The organism is Rhodococcus shunpengi (genome assembly GCF_048381395.1).
In the GTDB taxonomy this organism is placed as follows: domain Bacteria; phylum Actinomycetota; class Actinomycetes; order Mycobacteriales; family Mycobacteriaceae; genus Rhodococcus.
In genome coordinates this window covers 507,998-529,307 of record NZ_JBLWIU010000008.1, presented here as the reverse complement: position 1 = coordinate 529,307, position 21,310 = coordinate 507,998, and the positions used below count along the sequence as shown (strand labels likewise).

At 69.9% G+C, this 21,310-nt stretch carries 10 protein-coding genes and 1 pseudogene; 7 read left to right on the top strand and 4 right to left on the bottom strand.

Annotated features, from left to right (window positions below; translation table 11 throughout):
* Window positions 1–126 precede the first annotated feature (126 nt).
* Complete coding sequence (locus ACNJ7K_RS03205; RefSeq protein ID WP_487041180.1) at window positions 127–2,232, top strand: ABC transporter permease; 2,106 nt, start codon at window positions 127–129, stop codon at window positions 2,230–2,232.
* On the opposite strand, the gene ACNJ7K_RS03200 is transcribed toward ACNJ7K_RS03205, so the two are convergent.
* Together ACNJ7K_RS03200 and trhA are read right to left on the bottom strand one after the other, a co-directional pair.
* On the bottom strand, window positions 2,229–3,146 hold the full coding sequence (locus tag ACNJ7K_RS03200) for a mechanosensitive ion channel family protein (RefSeq protein ID WP_159418977.1): 918 nt from the start codon (window positions 3,144–3,146) through the stop codon (window positions 2,229–2,231). The two genes, ACNJ7K_RS03205 and ACNJ7K_RS03200, sit on opposite strands and share 4 nt — an antisense overlap.
* Window positions 3,147–3,220: 74 nt before the next feature.
* A complete protein-coding gene (gene trhA, locus ACNJ7K_RS03195) occupies window positions 3,221–3,889 on the bottom strand; it encodes a PAQR family membrane homeostasis protein TrhA (RefSeq protein ID WP_159418976.1) in 669 nt (222 codons plus the stop codon).
* A gap of 157 nt (window positions 3,890–4,046) precedes the next feature.
* On the opposite strand from trhA, the gene ACNJ7K_RS03190 reads away from it, so the two are divergent.
* Entirely contained in the window at window positions 4,047–4,814 is a 768-nt protein-coding gene (locus ACNJ7K_RS03190) for an isoprenyl transferase (protein WP_006553884.1), read from the top strand.
* Between the two features lie 72 nt (window positions 4,815–4,886).
* On the opposite strand, the gene coaA is transcribed toward ACNJ7K_RS03190, so the two are convergent.
* Entirely contained in the window at window positions 4,887–5,819 is a 933-nt protein-coding gene (gene coaA, locus ACNJ7K_RS03185; protein WP_120281748.1) for a type I pantothenate kinase, read from the bottom strand.
* Between the two features lie 151 nt (window positions 5,820–5,970).
* Between coaA and ACNJ7K_RS03180 the strand changes: the two genes are divergently transcribed.
* From ACNJ7K_RS03180 to ACNJ7K_RS03165, 4 genes and pseudogenes are all read left to right on the top strand, one after another.
* Window positions 5,971–7,161 (top strand): DUF885 domain-containing protein, encoded by a 1,191-nt coding sequence (locus tag ACNJ7K_RS03180; protein ID WP_159418975.1) that lies wholly within the window; start codon window positions 5,971–5,973, stop codon window positions 7,159–7,161.
* Window positions 7,162–7,256: 95 nt separating this feature from the next.
* Window positions 7,257–8,552 carry a serine hydroxymethyltransferase gene (gene glyA / locus ACNJ7K_RS03175; protein WP_159418974.1) on the top strand — a complete coding sequence of 432 codons (1,296 nt, stop codon included), beginning with the start codon at window positions 7,257–7,259 and terminating at the stop codon, window positions 8,550–8,552.
* A 173-nt stretch (window positions 8,553–8,725) separates the two neighbouring features.
* Window positions 8,726–9,412 (top strand): isochorismatase family protein, encoded by a 687-nt coding sequence (locus ACNJ7K_RS03170; protein ID WP_159418973.1) that lies wholly within the window; start codon window positions 8,726–8,728, stop codon window positions 9,410–9,412.
* A 33-nt stretch (window positions 9,413–9,445) separates the two neighbouring features.
* Window positions 9,446–9,547 (top strand): annotated as a pseudogene (locus tag ACNJ7K_RS03165) (aspartate 1-decarboxylase); the annotation flags it as partial.
* Window positions 9,548–9,626: 79 nt separating this feature from the next.
* On the opposite strand, the gene ACNJ7K_RS03160 reads toward ACNJ7K_RS03165, so the two are convergent.
* On the bottom strand, window positions 9,627–10,502 hold the full coding sequence (locus ACNJ7K_RS03160) for a siderophore-interacting protein (RefSeq protein ID WP_064060075.1): 876 nt from the start codon (window positions 10,500–10,502) through the stop codon (window positions 9,627–9,629).
* Between the two features lie 137 nt (window positions 10,503–10,639).
* Between ACNJ7K_RS03160 and ACNJ7K_RS03155 the strand changes: the two genes are divergently transcribed.
* A complete protein-coding gene (locus ACNJ7K_RS03155) occupies window positions 10,640–21,262 on the top strand; it encodes an amino acid adenylation domain-containing protein (protein WP_487041179.1) in 10,623 nt (3,540 codons plus the stop codon).
* Window positions 21,263–21,310 lie beyond the last annotated feature (48 nt).

The following is a 21,310-nucleotide window of genomic DNA, read 5'->3' as shown; positions in this document are numbered from 1 at the left end:
CCAGTGTCTCAGGTTGTCCACTTTAAGACACGCGGCGTAGATTTTTAAGTCAGTCAGCGTATTTCCGAGTTGCCGGTACCGGCCGGGAAGCGTTCAGTCCGTGACCGGATATCGAGGAGTTCGTCAGTGACCGACACCGCCACGACCGAGAAGAACGATCCACCGGGAGGTGACGGCGCGACCGAGGCCGAGCTCGCCCGCGTCCGTAAGGAACAGATCGGGCGCTACGTCGCGATCTTCGTGATGCCGCTGTTGATGGTCGGCATGATGATCACCGGCTACCTGTACGCGATGCATGCGCCTGCTCCGCACGACATGCCGATCGCCGTCGCCGGATCGTCGCAGCAGGCCTACGACTTCGCCCGCGCGCTCGAGGGCGCCGATCCGGAGGCGGTCGACGTCCGCGTCGTCGGAACCGACGAGCAGGCACGCGACCTCGTGCTCTCGCGAGAGGTGGCGGGCGCGGTCTCGTTGTCCGACGCGGGCACCGCCACCGTGTACACCGCCGGCGCCGCCGGGGCCTCGCAGTCGAACATGGTCACCGGTCTGGTGGCCCCGCCGATCATCGGATCGGGCCTCGACCTCACCGTCGAGGACCTGGCTCCGCTGCCGGACCACGACATGGCCGGTCTGGGCGTGATGTTCATGGCGCAGGCATTGATGCTCGCGGGCTACATGCCGCTGAGCATCATGCTGTCCAACTCGCCCGAGCTGCTGCGCTTCCGTCGCATCGTGCCCCTGCTCGCAGGCTGGTCGGTGCTGATCGGCACCCTCGTGTGGGTCGTCGCAGGCCCGATCCTCGGCGCGGTCGAGGGCCCCACCGCGACGCTGCTGGGAATCAGTTGGCTGTCCATCTTCGCCGTGGGCTCGGTGCAGTTGTTCCTCACCCGGATCCTCGGACCGATGGCGGTCCTGGTGGGCATGCTCTTCGTGATGGTCCTCGGCGTCCCCGCGTCGAACCTCGGCATGTCGATCTACGCGTTGCCGTCGATCTACGTCCCGCTCCACGGTTTCCTGCCCACCGCGGCCGCAGGAGAAGCCCTGAGGTCGGTCGTCTACTTCGGTGGTGACGGACTCGGCGGCCACATCACGGTCCTGGTGATCGGCGCGCTGCTCGCCCTCGCCGCGACGCTCGGTGTCGATGCCCTCAAGCGTCGCCGCAACCCCGACGCGGGCGATCCCGAGATCACGATGCCCTCGCTCACCTCCGGCCCGCGTCCGAAGAGCGACCGCGTCCGGTACCTGACGCTGGCGTTCTTCCCGTTCGCCATGGTCGTGCTGATGCTCTCGATCATGCTCGGCGCGATGTACCAGCCGACGCCGCGCGAGATGCCCGTCACCGTCGTCGCCGCGAGCACCGAACAGGCCGAGCAGACGGTCGCCGGGCTCGAGCAGAACATGTCGGGCCTGTTCGACCTGCGTACGTCCGACTCCATCGACGACGCCCGCGCCGCCGTTCAGGACCGTGAGATCGTCGCCGCCTTCGTCCTGCCGTCCGCCACCTCGCCCACCGCGACCATCATCACCAACGAGGCCGCAGGGATGAGCCAGCAGCAGGTCGTGCGGCAGACCTTCGAGCAGGTCGCCGCGGGTATGCAGCTGCCGCTCGTCGTCGAGAACATCGCGCCGCTGCCGGGCTCCGACACGATGGGCACCGTGACGCTCTACGTCGCCATGGGCTGGATCATGTCCGGTTTCATGGTGATCGTCGTAGCCGGCGGTGCGCAGCCCGCCGCGATGGTCCTGCGACAGATCGTGCCCATCTCCGCCGGGTGGGCGCTGTTCATGCCGGCCCTGCTCTGGGTGATCGCCGACCCGATCACCGGAGCCGTCGACGGGCATTTCCTCCCGCTGTGGGGTGTCGGCATCGTCGCGACGTTCACGACATCGATGTTCACTTTGGCGCTGCACCGCCTGTTCGGTCTGCTCTCCGTCATCCCCGCCGTCGGCATCTTGATGTTCATCGGCGTACCCGCCTCGAACGGTGCGATGTCGGTCTACATGACGCCGGAGATCTTCAAGTTCCTGCACGGCGTGCTGCCGATGCCGGCGGCTGTGGAATCGGTGCGGTCGATCCTCTACTTCGGGGGCGATGCCGTCGGAACGCACCTGATCACGTTCGTGATCTGGGGTGCGGTCTCGTTGCTGTTCGTGGTTGCCTTCGACCGGTTCCGCGGAGACCCGCAGACCGCCGAGGAACCGGCGCAGGAGCGCGCGACCGAGAAGGTCTAACCGGTCGCAGGGGCTGCGACCGCGAGATTCGGCGACTCGATGCCGTGCTGATCGAACGCCTCGAGCACCGCGCGGGTGAGGCTGCGGCGGATCGCCCACTGCTTGCCGGCCCGCACGCGCACGGTCAGCCGCAGCGTCACCGCACCCGCCGTCACGGAGTTGACCCCGAGCAATTCGGGCTTCTCCAGGACGTCGGGTGCGATGTCGTCGCGTTCGACGCCGTCGAGCACGGCCCGCAGCGCGATCTGGCAGGCGCGGTCGACATTGGAGGTCGGCGCGATCGGCACGTCGATCACGGAGACGGCGTGGCCCTGGCTCATGTTGCCGACGCGCAGGATCTCGCCGTTACGGCAGAACCACAGGGTGCCGTCGATGTCGCGGACGGTCGTCACGCGCAGGCCGACCGACTCGACGGTGCCCACCGCGTCGCCGAGGTCCACCACGTCGCCCACGCCGTACTGGTCCTCGAGCAACATGAACATGCCCGAGATGAAATCCCGCACGAGGTTCTGCGCACCGAAACCGAGCGCGACACCGGCGATACCGGCCGAGGCGATGAACGGCGCGACATTGAAGCCGAGGGTGTCGAGCGTCTGCAGCACCACCCAGACGAGCACGACGACCGACACGCCGGACTTGAACACCGAGCCGATCGTCTGGGCACGCTGGATCCGACGTTCGCGCGCGTAGGGATCACCGATGGCGCGTTCGGCGCGTTCCTGAAGCGGCGCGAGGAACGATCGGCGCGGCTTGCCGGATCTCTCGCGCGGCTTCGTCATGCGGTCGATCAACCGGTGGAGGACGAAGCGAAGCGCGATCGCGACGGCGATGTAACTCACGATCGCCAGCGGCCGGTGGATCAGCCAGTCCCGGTTGGTCTCGGTCAGTTCGAAGGCGAGCAACGGAATAGACATCCCTCGCGAGTCTACAAACGGGTGCCGGTTGCTTCAGGTGGTGTGAGAAGTTGCACGAAGCAGCTCGTGAGGTTTCAACCGAGAATCACGAGCCACACCGCTACCGCATGACACAGGGCTGCGATCACCGTGGCGGCGTGGAAGAACTCGTGGTGTCCGAAGGTCGCGGGCCACGGATCGGGCCAGCGGGTCGCGTAGAGGATCGCTCCGCCGCTGTAGAACAACCCGCCGACCAGCAGGAGCAGCATGGGGGCCAGACCGACCTCGGCGACCAGCTGTCCGGCGACGGGCACGATCGCCCATCCGAGCAACAGATACAGCGGCACACCGACCCAGCGCGGCGCCGTCGGCCACAGCATCTTCAGGGCCACGCCCGCCAGCGCGCCCGCCCATACGACGATCAACAGCGGCCGCCCGGACTCCGGAGGCAGGGCGAGCGTCGCGAACGGCGTGTAGCTGCCGGCGATGAACACGAAGATCATCGAGTGGTCGGCGCGCTTCATCCACACGCGGGCCCGGGGACCCCAGTTCAGGCGGTGGTAGAGGGCGCTGACTCCGAACACTCCGCACACGGTGAGGCTGTAGATCGTCGCGGGGAGTACGGCGTCCGGACGGTCGGCGAGGAAAGCCGCGGCCGCGACGAGCGCGGCACCGGCGACGACGGCCACGCCGAACGCCCACGCGTGGATCCATCCGCGCATCCGCGGTTTGACGGGCAGTTCCTCGAGGCCGAAGGCCGTCATGCGTGCGCTCCTTCCGGTACCGAGGGGTAACCTACGCACCCGTAGGTTTGTTCCGTCGCCACGTTACCGCCTGCGAGGGCGCTCCGGGAGACTCTGTGACCACCGCCGCGACCGTCCGTACGCCTGGGCGTAATGTGACTCGCGTGGTGATGACGGGGTGAGCGTCCGCGGACTGCTGTACCGGCTCTACGAGCGCCGGCTGCTGAAGGAACTCGACGGAGCACGGCATCCGCGACACGTCGCGGTCATGTGCGACGGTAATCGGCGTTGGGCGCGCGAGAACGGTTTCACCGACGTCAGTCACGGCCACCGCGAAGGTGCCAAGAAGATCGCCGAGCTGCTGAGCTGGTGCGATGCGGCCGGCATCGAGACGGCGACGATCTACCTGCTGTCCACCGAGAACCTCCGGCGCGATCCGGAGGAGCTCGATGCGCTGCTCGAGATCATCTCCGACGTGGTGGAGGAGATCTCCGCGCCCGGCCAGAACTGGGGCGTGAAGATCGTCGGCACCACCGACCTGCTCCCGGCCGACCACGCCAAGCGACTGCACGAGGCCGCCGCCGGCACTGCGGGCCGGACGGGCACGCACGTCAACGTGGCCGTCGGGTACGGCGGTCGCCAGGAGATCGTCGATGCGGTGCAGTCGCTTCTGCGGGTGCGCTACGCGCAGGGGCTGCGTGGCGAGGAGCTCGTCGAGTCGGTGACGGTCGACGGCGTCGACAGTCACCTCTACACCTCCGGTCAGCCCGATCCGGACCTCGTGATCCGTACCTCCGGTGAGCAGCGACTGTCCGGATTCCTGCTCTGGCAGTCCGCCTACTCGGAGATCTGGTTCACCGAGGCGTACTGGCCCGAGTTCCGCCGGGTCGACTTCCTGCGCGCGCTGCGCGACTACGCCGCACGGCACCGCCGGTTCGGCGCCTGACGGCACCGCCGGTTCGGCGCCTGACGGCACCGCCGGTTCGGCGCCTGAGGCAGGGCCGGGCGGCGGGCCGCGTCAGAGCTTGCGCAACCGGAGCCGGTTGATGGCGTGATCCGAGTCCTTGCGCAGGACCAGGGTCGCGCGCGGTCGTGTGGGCAGGATGTTCTCCACCAGGTTCGGCAGATTGATCGAGTGCCAGATCTCCTTCGCGGCACTCATCGCGTCCCGGTCCGACAGGTTCGCGTAGTGGTGGAAGTGCGCCTCGGGATCGGCGAAGGACGTCTTGCGCAGCGCGAGAAAGCGCTCCACGTACCACTTCTCGATGTCCTCGATGCGTGCGTCGACGTAGATGGAGAAGTCGAACAGGTCGGAGACCATCAGACGCGGACCGGTCTGCAGCACGTTGAGGCCCTCGATGATGAGGATGTCCGGCTGCCGCACGATGTGGTACTGACCCGGGATGATGTCGTACGAGATGTGGGAGTAGATCGGCGCCGCAACCTCTTTCGCTCCCGACTTGACCTCGGTGACGAACCGCAGCAGTTTGCGCCGGTCGTAGCTCTCGGGAAAACCCTTGCGGTGCATGATGTTGCGCCGCACCAGCTCCTTGGTGGGGTGGAGGAACCCGTCGGTGGTCACGAGATCCACCCGCGGGTGGTGGTCCCAGCGTGCCAGCAACGCCTGCAGCACACGGGCCGTGGTGGACTTGCCGACCGCCACCGAACCGGCCACACCGATCACGAACGGCACCTGCTGGTCGGGATGCTTCTCCCCGAGGAAGGTCGCGGTCGCGGCGAACAGTCGCTGCTTCGCTGCGACCTGCAGGTGGATCAACCGGGCGAGGGGGAGGTACACCTCCGCGACCTCCGCGAGGTCGATCTGCTCGCCCAGGCCCCGAAGCCCGATCAGTTCGTCCTCGGTGAGGACGAGGGGAGTCGACTTCCGCAGCGTCCGCCACTGCTTGCGGTCGAACTCGACATACGGGCTCGGTTCGTTCAGACGAGCCATCGGCACGGCTTCCCGGTGGCGCGGCGGATGCGGCGTTGCATGTCCATGTAACGGATTGTGCTCGCTGACACAGGCGGATGCCTCCTCGGGGTCCCCACTCCGGCGGGTTCTCCCGTGTCGGGTCGCCGACGAGCGACTAGGCTCGGCCGGTATGGGAGCCGACGACTTCGTGAACGAATATCTGCTGCTGGGCCTGGCTTTCGACCGGCTCGAGGAAGGGTTCGTCGACGCCTACACCGGCGATCCCGCCCTGCGGCGGAAGGTCGAGAACGCCCCGACTCCCGATCCCCGTGATCTATCACACACCGCGCGACGGCTGCGGGACGAACTGCCCGGTGTGGCACTGTCCGACGAGCGCACCCGTTTCCTCGAGGTGCATCTGCGTGCCCTCGACTGCTCGGCCCGCAAGTTCGCGGGGGAGGAGATCGGGTTCGTCGACGAGGTCGAGGCGTACTTCGACGTCCGCATCGCGCCCGGCGACGAGGACGCCTATCGCGACGCGCACCGTCGCCTCGACGCGTTGCTGCCCGGCACCGGATCGCTCACCGAACGGATGCAGGCCCATCGCAAGTCCGAGGTGATCCCCGCCGATCGTCTCGCCGAATGCGTCGAAGCGTTCTCGAGCGCGCTGCGGGAGAAGGTGCGGGCGGTCTACCCGCTGCCCGACACCGAGCGCGTCGAGTACGAGGTTGTCGGCGACAAGCCGTGGTCGGGCTTCAACTACTACCTCGGCGACTACCGTTCGCGGGTCGCGATCAACTCCGATCTCGAACAGACGATGGCGCACCTGCCGCGGCTGATCGCGCACGAGGCGTATCCCGGTCACCACACCGAGCACTGCCGCAAGGAGGCCGGTCTCGTCGCCGGCGGACAGGCCGAGCAGACGCTGTTCCTCGTCAACACCCCGCAGTGCCTCATGGCCGAAGGACTCGCCGATCTCGCGCTCGAAGCGATCGTCGGCCCGGGCTGGGGAACGTGGGCACAGGGGATCTACGCCGATCTCGGGCTGCGGTTCGACGGCGAACTCGCCGAACAACTGTCCGAGGCGTCCGAGCAGTTGCTGTCGGTGCGGCAGGACGCCGCGCTGCTGCTCCACGACCGCGGGCGCAGCCACGACGAGGTCGTCGAATTCCTGCAGCGCTGGTCGCTGTCGAGCCCCGAACGTGCCCGGCAGTCGCTGCGGTTCCTGTCGTCGCCGTTGTGGCGCGCCTACATCAGCACCTATGTCGAGGGCTACCGGCTCCTCGGCGGCTGGCTCGAGCAGGTTCCGGCCGGAGCCGAGCGCGCCGACCGTTTCCGGCGCCTGCTCGACGAACCCCTGGTGCCCAGCAGCCTGCGGTGAACCGCAGGTCGCTCGGGGACCGGCTTCCGCAGCGGTGGACGGCCTTCGTAGACTGGAGGCCGTATCCCTGACGCCCTCTGCTTGGAGAAACCTCGATGACCGCTGCGCCCGGCGCCGACGTGAACACTGCCGCACTGAACGACCTCGACCCCGAGGTCGCCGAGGCCATGGCCGGCGAGCTGTCGCGTCAGCGCGACACGCTCGAGATGATCGCGTCGGAGAACTTCGTGCCGCGCGCCGTCCTCCAGGCCCAGGGCAGCGTCCTGACCAACAAGTACGCCGAGGGTTACCCCGGCCGTCGCTACTACGGCGGCTGCGAGAACGTCGACGTCGTCGAGGACCTCGCCCGTAACCGCGCCAAGGAGCTTTTCGGCGCCGATTTCGCGAACGTCCAGCCGCACTCGGGTGCGCAGGCGAACGCGGCGGTGCTCATGGCGCTGATGACTCCCGGCGAGAAGCTGCTCGGTCTCGACCTCGCGCACGGCGGCCACCTCACGCACGGCATGAAGCTCAACTTCTCCGGCAAGCTGTACGACGTCGCGTCCTACGGGGTCAGCAAGGACGACCACCGCATCGACATGGACGAGGTCCGCGACATCGCGCTGCGCGAGAAGCCGAAGGTCATCGTCGCCGGCTGGTCCGCTTACCCGCGCCACGAGGACTTCGCCGCCTTCCGCTCCATCGCCGACGAGGTCGGTGCCTACCTGTGGGTCGACATGGCGCACTTCGCCGGTCTGGTCGCCGCGGGCCTGCACCCGTCGCCCGTGCCCTACGCCGACATCGTCTCCACCACCGTGCACAAGACCCTCGGTGGACCGCGTTCCGGTCTGATCCTCGCCAAGCAGGAATGGGCGAAGAAGATCAACTCGGCCGTCTTCCCCGGCCAGCAGGGTGGCCCGCTCATGCACGCGATCGCCGCGAAGGCCGTCGCGCTGAAGATCGCCGCGAGCGACGAGTTCAAGGACCGTCAGCAGCGCACCCTCTCCGGTGCCCGGATCATCGCCGACCGCCTGTCGCAGTCCGACGTCACCGACAAGGGCATCTCGGTGCTCACCGGCGGCACCGACGTGCACCTGGTGCTCGTCGACCTGCGCAATTCGCAGCTCGACGGCCAGCAGGGTGAGGACGCCCTCCACGAGGTCGGCATCACCGTCAACCGCAACGCCGTGCCGTTCGACCCGCGTCCCCCGATGGTCACCTCGGGTCTGCGCATCGGCACCCCGGCGCTCGCGACGCGCGGTTTCGGCGACGAGCAGTTCACCGAGGTCGCCGAGATCATCGCGCAGACGCTCATCGGTGGCGCCGACGCCGAGTCGCTGCGCACCCGCGTGAGCGCTCTGGCGCAGTCCGTGCCGCTGTACGAGGGCCTCGAGGACTGGCGTCTGATCTGACGGTTTTCCGCTGACGGTTTCCGCTGTCGCCGACCGGCCCGCACCGATCTCCGGTGCGGGCCGGTCGCGTATCGGGGGGCGAGACCTCCCACCGCAGGGTTGGTTAGGGTAGCCTACGCATGCCGACACGGTCGGTGACCGCACGCGTACCCCGAACAGTAGAAGGAAGTCGCATGGCCATCCCGAGCATCGATCCGTACGAGTTGCCCACCGGCGACGAGATTCCCGCTGCTCGGGTGGACTGGACGCTCGATGCGTCCCGCTGCGCACTGCTGATCCACGACATGCAGAAGTACTTCATCGACGCGTACCAGCGCGACGCCGAACCCCTCGCGACCGTGGTCCCCAACATCGTCCGCCTCCGCGAGGCGTGCCTGGCCGCCGGTATCCCCGTCGTCTACACGATGCAGCCCGGCGACCAGCATCCGTCGCGTCGCGGCATCCTCGCCGACTTCTGGGGCGTCGGACTGAGCACCGGCAGCGACACCGAGGTCATCGACGAGCTGACCCCCGGCCCGGACGACATCCAGGTCACCAAGTGGCGGTACTCGGCGTTCCAGCGCACCGACTTCCGTCAGCTGCTCGCGCACAACGGCCGCGACCAGCTCATCGTCACCGGCGTCTACGCACACATGGGCTGCATGCTCAGCGCCGCCGACGCCTTCATGAGCGACGTCGCGCCGTTCATGGCCCTCGATGCCACCGCCGACTTCTCCCGCGACGAGCACCTCATGGCACTGCAGTACGTCGCCAAGCGGGTCGGCCGGGTCGAGACCACGGACGCACTGATCGAGTCGATCACCGCGTCAGCGCGTCGCCGCGACCGCGAGACCGAAGAACTCACCGCGTCGCTGCGCTGATCGACACGGTCCGAGAATCGGGACCTTCAGCACATGCAGCGAATTCTTGTGTCCGGCAAGATCCATTGCGCGATCGTCACCCACGCCGATCTGCACTACGTCGGATCGGTGACGATCGACCGCGACCAACTCTCACCGCGCTGACGCGAGAAGCGATTTCGGTGTTCTCGACGTCGCCGGGCGCTGTCGAGAACACCGAAATCGTCCGGATCGTCTAGGTGGTGCCGCGACGACGCGCCTCGAGCGTCTCGACGGCCTGCTCGCGCAGCAGCCGCAGGCGGGCCAGCGGACGATCGGACTCGGGGCTGCGCCAGTAGCCCGAGGCGTCGAGCATCGGCTTGGCGATGCCGAGTCGCTTCGACACGGCGCGCAGTTCCTTCACGATCGACGCCTCACCGGCGATCCACATCCACCCCTCGCCGCCGCGCGGCGCACCCGACTCGACGGCCTCGGCGAGCACGGTGGCGTCGGAGACGCCGGGGCGGCGGTGCACCCACGTCACGCCCGCGAGATCGGACTGTTCCTCCTGCGGACCGTCGACCAGCGCGAAGACGTGCATCGGCACCGTGCCGCCGTAGGTCTCGACGAAGCGACCCAGCGCGGGAAGCGCGGTCTCGTCGCCGGCGAGCAGCCACCAGTCGGCGCCCTGCGGCGGGATGATCGCGACCTTGGGTCCCGCGAGATGGAGCACACTGCCGGGTTCGGCGGTGCGGGCCCAATTGCCGGCCGGGCCGTGGCCGTGCAGGACGAAGTCCAGATCGAGTTCCCCGGCCACGGGATCGAAGCGACGCACCGTGTAGGCGCGGGCCACGGGTGCGGGTTTGCGAGGCCAGTGCAGGTGCCCGTCGTGCTGTTCGGGCAGGGCCGGGGTGTCGCTGCCGGGTTCGGGCAGGAAGATCTTGACGTAGTCGTCGGCACCCTCGGTGGTGAACGCCGGGGCGTCGTAGTCGCCGCTGCGGAAGGCACCGAGCTGCTCGCCGCCCAGGGTGATCCGACGCATCCGCGGTGTCACGTCCACCGCGCGGAGCACGGTCAGGCGCCGCAGGACGATGGGCAGAGAGACGCGGGTCGGGGGCGTCGTCACCGGCATGGTGAGCTCCTTCCGGACGGGACCGGCCGGACAGTTCGGGCGGGCGCGTCGCTGCTGGTATGGTTAGGCGGCCCTAACTATATCCGGACGGAGGGGCGGATCCGAGGGGGCGGGTCCAGGAATGTCGAGGAGTACCCGTGGAATCGATCGTGCCTCTGCCCTTGACTGCTGCCCAGTCGGGAATGTGGTTCGCGCAGACGATCGACCCATCCAACGCGACACTCGTCACCGGGCATTTCCTCGAGATCGACGGCGACATCGATCCGGCGGTTCTCGCCCGCGCCGTCCACACGGTCTTCGCCGAGTCCGCCGAACTGCGCGCTCGGATCGCCGTCGTCGACGAGGCGCCCGTCCAGTTCCCCGGTGCCCATCCGGCACCGGACGTCGAGGTCACCGACCTCACGGCGGATGCCGATCCGCGGCGGACGGCCGTCGACACGATGCGTGCGATCCTGCGCGTGCCGATGGATCCCACTACCGAAGCCGGCATCGGCGCCCGGGTCTTCGTCCTCGGATCGGACCGTGTGCTGCTGTTCCTGCGCGCCCATCACTCGTTGCTCGATGTCTACGGCTACAGCCTGATCGAACGTCGCATCGTCGCCGTGTACACCGCACTGGTGCGCGGCGAGGAGATCTCGCCCGCGACCTTCGGTTCCGTCGAGCAGGTCGTCGCCGAGGACAGCGAGTATCGCAGCGGCGATCGCATCACCGCCGACCGCGACTTCTGGACCGAGACGCTGCGCGGCGCCCCCGATGCACTCGGACTCGCAGAGACCGCGGTACCCGCCGCGTCCTCGCTCGCCCGCGCGGTGGTCACCGAATCGGTGCAGGTCCCCGGGGACGTCGCCGAGGCGCTCGACGCAGCGGCACGCCGCGCCGGGGTGGGTTGGCCCGACTTCGTCGCCGCTGCGACGGCCGCCTATCTCACCCGGGTCACCGGGGTCCGCGACGTGGTACTGGGCTTCCCGGCCATGAACCGGATGGGCAGCGTCGCCGCGAAGGTGCTCACCACCGCCGTCAATGTCGTGCCCCTCCGCCTCGAGGTTGCCCCGGCGGCAAGTCTCGCGGCGCTCGCCGCCGACGTGCGCGCCACTGTCGCTGCGCAGGGACGCCACACGCGCTACCGGGGCGAGGACATCCACCGCGACCTGTGTCTGCCCGCGACCAGCCCCGGTCCGGTGGGACCCACCGTCAACATCAAGCCGTTCGGCGACACCGTGCGGTTCGGCGACGCGACCGCCACCGTCCACTCGCTCGCGCGCGGTCCCGTCCACGACCTCGCGGTGGTCGCCCGTCGCGTCGACAGCACCCGCGCACTCGAACTGACCCTCGACGCCGACGCCGACCGGTACACCGCTGAGGAGGTCGCCGGTCACGCCGCGGCCATCACGCGACTGCTCACCTTCGCCGCTCGGGAGGACGCGGACGAACGCCCGCTCGCCCACGCGGACCTGCTGGATTCGAATTTCCGAGACCAACTCGAAACCCGTTGGCACGGAACCATATCCGAGTCCGTCGCGCCCGACCCGATGGATCTGTTCGACAAGCAGGTGGCCGCCGCCGGTGCCGCGCCCGCGCTCGTCGCCGGCGCCGAACGTCTCACCTACGCCGAACTCGACGCGCGCATCGATGCCGTCGCAGACGAACTCGCGCGCGCCGGGGCGGGACGTGAGGTGACGGTCGCGCTCGCCCTGCCGCGCACCGCCGATATGGTGGTCGCGCTCCTCGCCGTGCTGCGGACGGGCGCGGCGTACCTGCCGCTCGATCCCGCCTTCCCCGCCGAGCGACTCGAGTACATGCTCGACGACGCGCGACCGGCGATCCTGCTCACCACCGACGACTTCGCCGACCGTCTCCGCGCGTCGACCCCGGCCGCCACTGCGAGCTTCCGCGACGACCGCCTGCACTGGCGCGGCGACGCCCCCGTCGGCGACGCTCCTTCGGAGCGGGTGGTGCCCGACCAGTCCGCTTACGTCATCTACACCTCGGGATCGACCGGCCGGCCGAAGGGTGTCGTCCTCTCGCGCGGCGCACTTGCCCGGTTCGTCGACGCCGCGACCGGTCTCGCCGGAATCGATACGCACACCCGGCTTCTCGCCCTGACCACCCTGTCGTTCGACATCTCGGTGCTCGAACTGATCGTGCCGCTGTGCCGCGGCGGAACCGTCGTGCTCGCGGGCGACGACGAGGCGCGCGATCCGGCGGCCCTCGCCACACTCGCCGCGACCGAGTCGGTGAACTGCATCCAGGCCACTCCGTCGCTGTGGGGCGCGATCGTCGAGCACGACGCTCTGGATCTCGCCGGTGCGGACGTGCTCGTCGGCGGCGAGTCCCTGCCCGCTTCCCTGGCCGGAACCCTCGCTGCGCGAGCACGTTCGGCCGTCAACATGTACGGACCCACCGAGGCGACGGTGTGGTGCACCTCCGCGCCGGTCGCGCCGGGTCTGCCGTGGACCGGATCGGTGGGGCGCCCCTATCCGGGAACCGGTGTGCGCGTGCTCGACCGGCAGTTGCAGCCCGTGCCGGTCGGCGCGGCCGGCGAACTGTACGTCGTGGGGCAGCAGCTCGCGCGCGGCTACCGCGGCCGCCCCGACTTCACCGCCACCCGCTTCGTCGCCGATCCCTTCGGCGCCGGCCGGATGTACCGCACGGGCGATCTCGTGCGCTGGACTGCCGACGGTACCCTGCAGTATCTCGGACGCGGAGACGACCAGGTCAAGGTCCGCGGACACCGCATCGAGCTCGGTGAGATCGAAACCGCCGCAGCGCACTTCCCCGGCGTGACGCAGGCCGTCGTGGTCGCCCGGCCCGACGCCACCGGTGCGGCCCGTCTCGTGGGTTACGTGACCGGCACCGACGTCGACACCGCGGCGCTGCACGACTTCCTCCGCACGCGTCTGCCCGAGTACATGGTGCCGTCCGTGACGGTCGCGCTCGACGAGTTCCCGCTCACCGCGAACCTCAAGGTCGACCGCAAGGCACTGCCCACCCCGGAGATCGGTGCCCCCGACACCGGGCGCGATCCCGAGACCGCCACCGAACACACCCTCGCCGGTGTCTTTGCCGACCTGCTCGGACTCCCGGCCGTCGGTGTCGACGCCGACTTCTTCACCCTCGGCGGAACGTCGCTGTCCGCCACCCGTCTCGTCGCGCGGATCCGCTCGGCGCTGGACGTCGAGGTGTCGTTGCGCGACGTCTTCGACGCTCCCACCGTGGCCGAGTTGGCGGTGGTGGTCGACGGCGCGAGTCCGGCACGTCCCCGCTTCGTCGCAGGACCGCGACCGGCGCGGATCCCGCTGTCGTCGGCCCAGCAACGCCTGTGGTTCCTCGACCGCGCCCAAGGGGCGTCGCCGACCTACAACATCCCCTTCGCCCTCGAACTGCGCGGCCGGCTCGACGCCGACCTGCTCGACCGTGCCCTGGTGCACGTCGCTGCCCGGCACGAGGTGCTGCGCACCGTCGTCGACGTCGTCGAGGGTGAGCCCGTGCAGGTCGTCACCGACACGCCGTCGACGATCCTGCAGGTCGCCCAGGCGCGCGACGGGAACGCCGGGACGCTTCTCGACGCGGCCGCGCGGGCACCCTTCGATCTCGGACAGGATCGTCCGTTCCGTGCACATCTCGTGCGGCGCGCACCGGACGATGCCGTGCTGCTGCTCGTCGTGCACCACATCGCGGGCGACGAGTGGTCGGCCGAGACGGTCTTCGCCGACCTCGCCGCCGCCTGTGCGGATCTCTCGGCGGGTCGTGTGCCCGACGACGCTCCGCGTCCCCAGTACGCGGACTTCGCGGTGTGGCAGCGCGGACTCGCCGACGACCCGGCCGCCGCCGCACTCCGCGACCGCGACCTCGCGTTCTGGCGCTCCACCCTCGCCGGGGCACCCGAGGAACTCGTCCTGCCGCACGACCGTCCGCGACCCGCGGTGCCGAGTCACCGCGGTGGCGAGGTGCACGTGCAGGTGGGTTCGGAACTGACTGCGGCCCTGCGGGATACGTGCACCCGTTCCGGGACGAGCATGTTCATGCTCACCCACGCCGCGGTGGCCGCTCTGTTCACCGCCCTCGGGGCGGGCGACGACATCGTGCTCGGCGCGCCCGTCGCGGGTCGCGCCGACAGTGGGCTCGAGGACATCGTCGGCTTCTTCGTCGACACCGTCGCCCTGCGCACCGATCTGTCCGGCGATCCCGACACCGCCGAGATCCTGACGCGCGTACGGCGCGCCGACCTCGCCGCCCTCGCCCATCAGGAGGTGCCCTTCGACGAGGTGGTCGACGCCGTCGGTGTCACCCCGTCGCTCGCGCGGCACCCGCTCTTCCAGACGATGGTGCAGTACCGCACCGAACCGGTCGTCCCGCAGATCGGCGACACCACCGCGACCGTGTCGTATCTGTCCACCGGCACGTCGAAGTTCGATCTCACCGTCGACTTCGTCGACGCGACCGACGGTCTGTCGATCCGCTTCGAGTACGCCGAGGACCTCTACGACCGTACGAGCGTACGGACCCTCGGGCAGCGTCTGCTGTCGGTGCTCGCGGCCTTCGCCGAACCCGAACCGCGACACCTCTCGACGATCGACGTGCGCACCGACGAGGAGCGCGCCGCCGACACCGCCGAGGCGGTGCCCGCCACCACGCAGCTGCTGCCGGATCTGCTCGCGGCGGCCTTCACCGCCCACCCGGATCACCCGGCGCTCGTGTTCGGTCCAGAGACCCTGAGCTATCGGGAATTCGGGACGCGCGTGCATCGTTCGGTTCGCGCGCTCGCCGAGCGGGGCATCGGACCCGGCAGTGTCGTCGCGGTCGCGGCGGCACGTTCCGACGCCGCCGTGGTGGCCCTGGCCGCCGTCGTGCTCTCCGGTGCCGCCTACCTGCCCGTCGACCTGTCGTACCCGCCCGCGCGCATCGAGTTCATGCTCACCGACGCCGAACCCGATCTCGTGCTCGTCGATACGGAAGGCGCCGTGCCCGGAGACGCGCCGCAGCTGACCCTTGCCGCACTGGCCGAGGCGGCACAGGGCCACTCCGACGCGCCGGTGACCGACCTCGACCGCACCCGGCCGCTGCATCCGGCGGACGGGTCGTACGTCGTCTACACCTCCGGCTCGACGGGTGTGCCCAAGGGCGTCGTGGGAACCGCTGCGGCGCTGGCGAACCGGCTGGCCTGGCAGGCGGCACGCGTCCGCCCGGCCGGCAACGACGTGCGGCTGGCCAAGAGCTCGCTGAGCTTCATCGACGGAACCACCGAACTGTTCGCCGGCCTGCTCTCCGGCGCGACCATGGTTCTCGCGGACGATACGGCCTCCCGCGACGCCGGGGCCCTCGCCGATCTCGTCGCCCGGCACCGCGTCCGGATGCTCACCGCCGTGCCGAGCCTCGCCGAGGCCCTCGTGGCCCTGAGCCCCGAGGCCGCGGAACTCGTCGACACGTGGTTCCTCAGCGGAGAACCGCTCGGCACGAGCGTGATCGCGGCGTTGCCGGGTGCGCGGGTGATCAACTCGTACGGTTCGTCGGAGGTCGCCGGCGACGTCACGATCTGGACGGCGCCGGATCCCGGCGTCGACCGCGTCCGCATCGGTGCCCCCCTCGACGGCGTGACCGCGCGCATCCTCGACCGGCATCTGCGTCCCGTCCCGGACGGGGTGACCGGCGAACTCTATGTCGGGGGAGTGCAGTCAGCCCGCGGCTATCTCGGCCGCCCGGACCTGACCGCGGCGCGGTTCGTTGCCGACCCCACCGGAAGCGGCGCCCGGTTGTTCCGCACCGGAGACCTGGTGCGGCGCAGTTCCTCCGGAGAGCTCGACTTCGTCTCGCGCGCCGACCACCAGTTGAGCCTGCGCGGCTTCCGCATCGAACCGGGCGAGGTCGAGGCCGCGCTGCTGCGCCACCGGGCGGTGACCGCGGCCCTCGTCACCGTGCGCCCGTCGGCGTCCGGAACCGATCTGCTCGTCGGTTACGTCGTCGCCGATCCGGCCGCGCCGCGCCCGGCGGCCACCGACCTGCAGGACCATCTGCGGACCGTGGTGCCGGACTACATGATTCCCGCGGTCTTCCTCGTGCTCGACGCCATGCCGACCCTGCCCAACGGCAAGGTCGACCGCGCGTCCCTGCCCGATCCCGCCCAGAGTCACAGCACACGCGAGGCCACCGACGACGAACGCGCCGTGTGCGAGGTGCTCGCCGAACTCCTCGGTGTCCCGCAGGTCAGCCCCGACGACGACTTCTTCGCCCTCGGCGGCAATTCGCTCCTCGCGACACGTCTGTCGGCGGCGCTGCGCGTGCGCACCGGCCGGAACCCGTCGATCCGCGACATCTTCGACCTGCGCACCCCCGCGCGACTCGCGGCAACGGTCCCGGCCACCGTCACCGGCCCGGAACTCGTGCGCCGCGACCACGCCGAACTCGTCCCCATGTCGGCCGCGCAGCGCCGGCTGTGGTTCCTCTTCCGCCTCGAGGGCGCGTCGGCGACCTACAACATCCCGTACACGATGCGGCTGCGCGGCGCTCTCGACGTCGATGCCCTGCGCGGAGCCCTGCAGCACCTGATCGCTGAGCACGACACGCTGCGCACGGTGTTCACCGAGCCGGACGAGGACGACGTCGAGCAGATCGGCTACCAGCGGGTGCTGCCCGCCGAGGACTGCACCGTCGACCTGCGGATCGTCGACGCGGCCCGGGCGGATCTCGACGCGCTGCTCGCCGAGGAAGCGGGACGCCCGTTCGATCTCACCCACGACCTGCCGATCCGCGCGACCCTCGTGCGCACCGCGCCCGACGACGCGCACCTGATGGTGCTCGTGCACCACATCGCCGCCGACGAGTGGTCCGCCACACCGCTCGTCGCCGATCTGTCGGCCTGGTACGCGTACCTGACCACCGGGGCGCCCGCTCCGGCGCCGCTGCCGGTGCAGTACCGGGACTTCACCCTCTGGCAGGACGAACGTCTCGGTACCGGAGACGAGTCGCTGCGTGAGATCCAGACCGAGTACTGGGCACGCGTCCTCGACGGAGCACCCGAGGAGCTCGCCGTCCCGCACGACCGGCCGCGCGGCGCTGTCAGCAGCTACCGCGGCGGCGCGGTCCCGTTCACCGTCGACCCGCGGACCCGCGAAGCACTCGCCGACATCGCCGCCGAATCCGGCGCGACGATGTTCATGCTCACCCACGCCGTCGTCGCGACATTGCTGCGCGCGCACGGCGCCGGGGACGACATCGTCCTCGGCACTCCCGTCGCGGGGCGTCCCGACGCTGCCCTCGACCGGATCGTCGGCTTCTTCGTCAACACGCTCGTGCTGCGCACCGACCTGTCCGGCGACCCCACCGTCCGCGACCTGCTCACACGGGTCCGGGAGGTGGACCTCGACGCCTACGCGCACCAGGACCTGCCGTTCGAGGTGCTCGTCGAACGACTCGCCCCGGCACGGTCGCTCGCGCGCCAACCGTTGTTCCAGATCATGGTGCAGTACCGCGACCGTCTCGACGAGATCCGCATGCCCGGGCTCGACTCCGAACCGGTCTTCGTCGAGACCGGCACGTCGAAGTTCGACCTGACCTTCGACCTCGCCGAGACCGACGACGGCGGGATCCGCGGCCGCATCGAGTACGCGACCGATCTGTTCGACCACGACACCGTCGACGGATTCGCGCAGCGACTCACGGTCCTGCTCGCGGAGATCGCGGCGGATCCCGACACCTCGCTGTCGCAGCTGAGCGTGCTCACCGCCGACGACCGAAAGGCATTGGCTGCAGCGGAGATCGGCACGGTCCGCGACAACGGTCCCGATCACACGGTCCCCGAGCTGTTCTCGCAGCAGGTCGCTGCGACACCGGACGCCCTCGCGCTCGTCGACGACGCCACCGGACGGCGGTGGAGCTACGCCGAACTCGACCGTGCCGTCGCCGCTCTGGCCGGACACCTGCGTTCCGTTCCCGGAGTAGGAATGGATGCCGTCGTGGCCGTGGCGATCCCACGCAGCACCACACTCGTGGTTGCCCTCCTCGCGATCCACCGCGTCGGTGCGGCCTATCTGCCGCTCGATGAGAACTATCCCGCCGAGCGGCTCGCGTACATGCTCTCCGACGCGCAGCCCGTCGCGGTCGTGGCGGCCGCCGGTGTGGCGATGTCCTTCGACTCCGTCGTGCCGGTGCTCGAGGTCGACGAATCCGGCTGCGTCGGTACCGATCCCGCAGAGCCGGTCGCAGCACCGACCGCGATGCCCCTCGACCGCGCGGCGTACGTGCTCTACACCTCCGGATCCACCGGAACCCCGAAGGGCGTCCTCGTCGGCCATCGCGCCGTGGCCAACCGGTTGCGGTGGATGCAGGACGAATACGGTCTCACGGCCGACGATCGGGTGTTGCAGAAGACCCCGTCCGGATTCGACGTGTCGGTGTGGGAGTTCTTCTGGCCGCTGATCGCCGGTGCCACGCTCGTCGTCGCGACCGCCGACGGCCACCGCGACCCGCACTATCTGCGCGACGTGATCGCCCGGCAGTCGATCACCACGGCGCACTTCGTCCCGTCGATGCTCGCGGCGCTGCTCGACGTGCTCGCCGCCGAGCAGGACCGGGCACTGCGCCTGACCCGGGTGATCTGCAGTGGTGAGGCGCTGACCGCCGACCACCGCGATCGCTTCCACACCCTCGTCGACGCCGAACTGCACAATCTCTACGGCCCGACCGAGGCGGCCGTCGACGTCACCGCGGCATCGATTCCGGCGCAGGACATCCCGTGGGTCCCGATCGGACGACCGATCGACAACACCCGCACCCTCGTCCTCGACGAACGGCTCCGGCCCGTGGCACCGGGCGTCGTCGGCGAGTTGTATCTCGGTGGTGTCCAGCTCGCCCGCGGCTACCACCGGCGCGCAGGTCTGACGGCGGGTCGGTTCGTCGCCGACCCCTACAGCGACGCGGGGGAGCGGCTCTACCGCACCGGCGACCTCGTGCGGTGGCGCGACCGGGGCGCGGGCCTCGAACTCGACTACATCGGCCGCGCCGACGGCCAGGTCAAGCTCCGCGGCCTGCGCATCGAACTCGGGGAGATCGAGGCGACGCTGGTCGCGCATCCGGACGTCGCGCAGAGTGCCGTCGTCGTGCGCGACGGCATGCTCGCCGGTTATGTGGTGCCCCTGTCCGCGCGCACCGTCGAACCTGCGGATCTGCTCGCGCACGCCGCGACGACCCTGCCCGACCACATGGTCCCGGTGACCGTGACCGTGCTCGAGGCGCTGCCGCTCGGACCGAACGGCAAACTCGACCGCAGGGCACTTCCCGACCCGCAACCGGCCGCGACGACGCGCCGCGACCCGGAGACCGCCGCCGAGGCCGCACTGTGCGAATTGTTCGCGGAGGCACTGCGTCTCGACGTCGTCGGGCCGGACGACGACTTCTTCGCGCTCGGTGGTGACAGCATCGTCTCGATGCAGGTCGTCACGGCCGCGCGTCGCAAGGGCATCGAATTCGGCCCGCGCGAGATCTTCCGGTGGCGCACACCGGCCGGTCTCGCCGCCGTCGCACAGTTCGCCGAGACGGCCGAACAGCCGGCCGGTCCCGTGGACGATCGGGAGCCGGGCCCGGTGCCCGTCCCGCCGGCCGTGCACGCGCTGCGGGAGACCGGCACCGAACCGGCCGGTGCGGCGATCGTGTTCGCCGTCGACACCCCGGCGGACGAGGAACAGGTCACAGCCGCCGTGCGCGCGGTGGTCGCCGCGCACGACGCGCTGCGCATGCGGCTGACCCGCGTGGCGTCGGTGCTGTGGTCGCTCGACACCCATCCCGCCGACGAGGTGCCGGTGCGGGTCGTCGAGACCACCGATCTCGCAGCCGCCGAGCAGCAGGCCCACATCGAGGCCGCCGCGACTGTCGACCCCGAAGCCGGACCGGTGCTCTCGACCGTCCTGCTGACCACCGGACAGGCGGGTCGCCTCGTGGTGGCTCTCCACCCGATCGTCGCCGACGGTGTCTCCGTCGGCGTGCTCGCCGCCGACCTGACGGCGGCGGTGACCGGGGGAGCGGTCGCCGTTCCCGCCGCTACCGCGCGGGGACTCGCGACCCGGATCAACGAGCGGGCGCAGGACCCGGCGCTGTTCGGTGAACTGGCGCACTGGGCGCAGGTCCTCGCCCCGGGCGCCGCGCTGAGCACCGCGGTGCTCCCCGTCGGCGATCCGGTCGAGATCGCCGCAGTCGAGGTCACCGCCGGTCCGTCCGGTGAACAGGACCCCGCTGTCGCGGCGGTGACCGCGCTGGCAGTCGCCGTCGCACGCGTCCGCGAGGCCGCGCCGGCACAGTTGCTGGTCGAGATCGAACGCGACGCACGTGGATTCTCCGACGGCGAGCCGGACTGCACCCGGACCCTCGGGCCGTTCGCCGTCGGTGTGCCCGTGCGGGTTCCCGTCGCCGACGATCCGGACGCGGTGTCGGCCGGCGTGTCCGCCGCGTTGGGCGCCGTGCCCGGTGACGGTTCGGGATATGCGCTGCTGCGGCACCTCAACGCCCAGGCCGCACCGGCCTTCATGGCGCTGGCCCGGCCCGACGTCCTCGTCCGGGTCGACATGGTGCCGACCGACCGGCGGACCCCGTCCGGGCACGCCCTCGAGCTGTCGGTGCGATTCGAGGACAAGGCGGACGGTCGTATATTCACGGCCACGATGCGGTCGGACGGACGAATTCCTTCGGAAGAAATCCGAGCGCTTTCCGAGGCCTGGACGACGGCGATGAACGCGCCGGTGGGAGCAGGTTTCAGCACCCCCTCGGGCGCCTAGTATGGTTAGCCTAACCATCAGCTAGTCGGTATGCGCCCGCGGCTCGTC

What these genes read in the sequence shown, in the direction of transcription:
- ACNJ7K_RS03180 (WP_159418975.1), top strand. Translation starts at nt 5,971, where the DNA reads ATGGGAGCCGACGACTTCGTGAACGAATATCTGCTGCTGGGCCTGGCT.
- ACNJ7K_RS03200 (WP_159418977.1), bottom strand. Translation starts at nt 3,146, where the DNA reads ATGTCTATTCCGTTGCTCGCCTTCGAACTGACCGAGACCAACCGGGAC.
- trhA (WP_159418976.1), bottom strand. Translation starts at nt 3,889, where the DNA reads ATGACGGCCTTCGGCCTCGAGGAACTGCCCGTCAAACCGCGGATGCGC.
- glyA (WP_159418974.1), top strand. Translation starts at nt 7,257, where the DNA reads ATGACCGCTGCGCCCGGCGCCGACGTGAACACTGCCGCACTGAACGAC.
- ACNJ7K_RS03170 (WP_159418973.1), top strand. Translation starts at nt 8,726, where the DNA reads ATGGCCATCCCGAGCATCGATCCGTACGAGTTGCCCACCGGCGACGAG.
- ACNJ7K_RS03160 (WP_064060075.1), bottom strand. Translation starts at nt 10,502, where the DNA reads ATGCCGGTGACGACGCCCCCGACCCGCGTCTCTCTGCCCATCGTCCTG.
- coaA (WP_120281748.1), bottom strand. Translation starts at nt 5,819, where the DNA reads ATGGCTCGTCTGAACGAACCGAGCCCGTATGTCGAGTTCGACCGCAAG.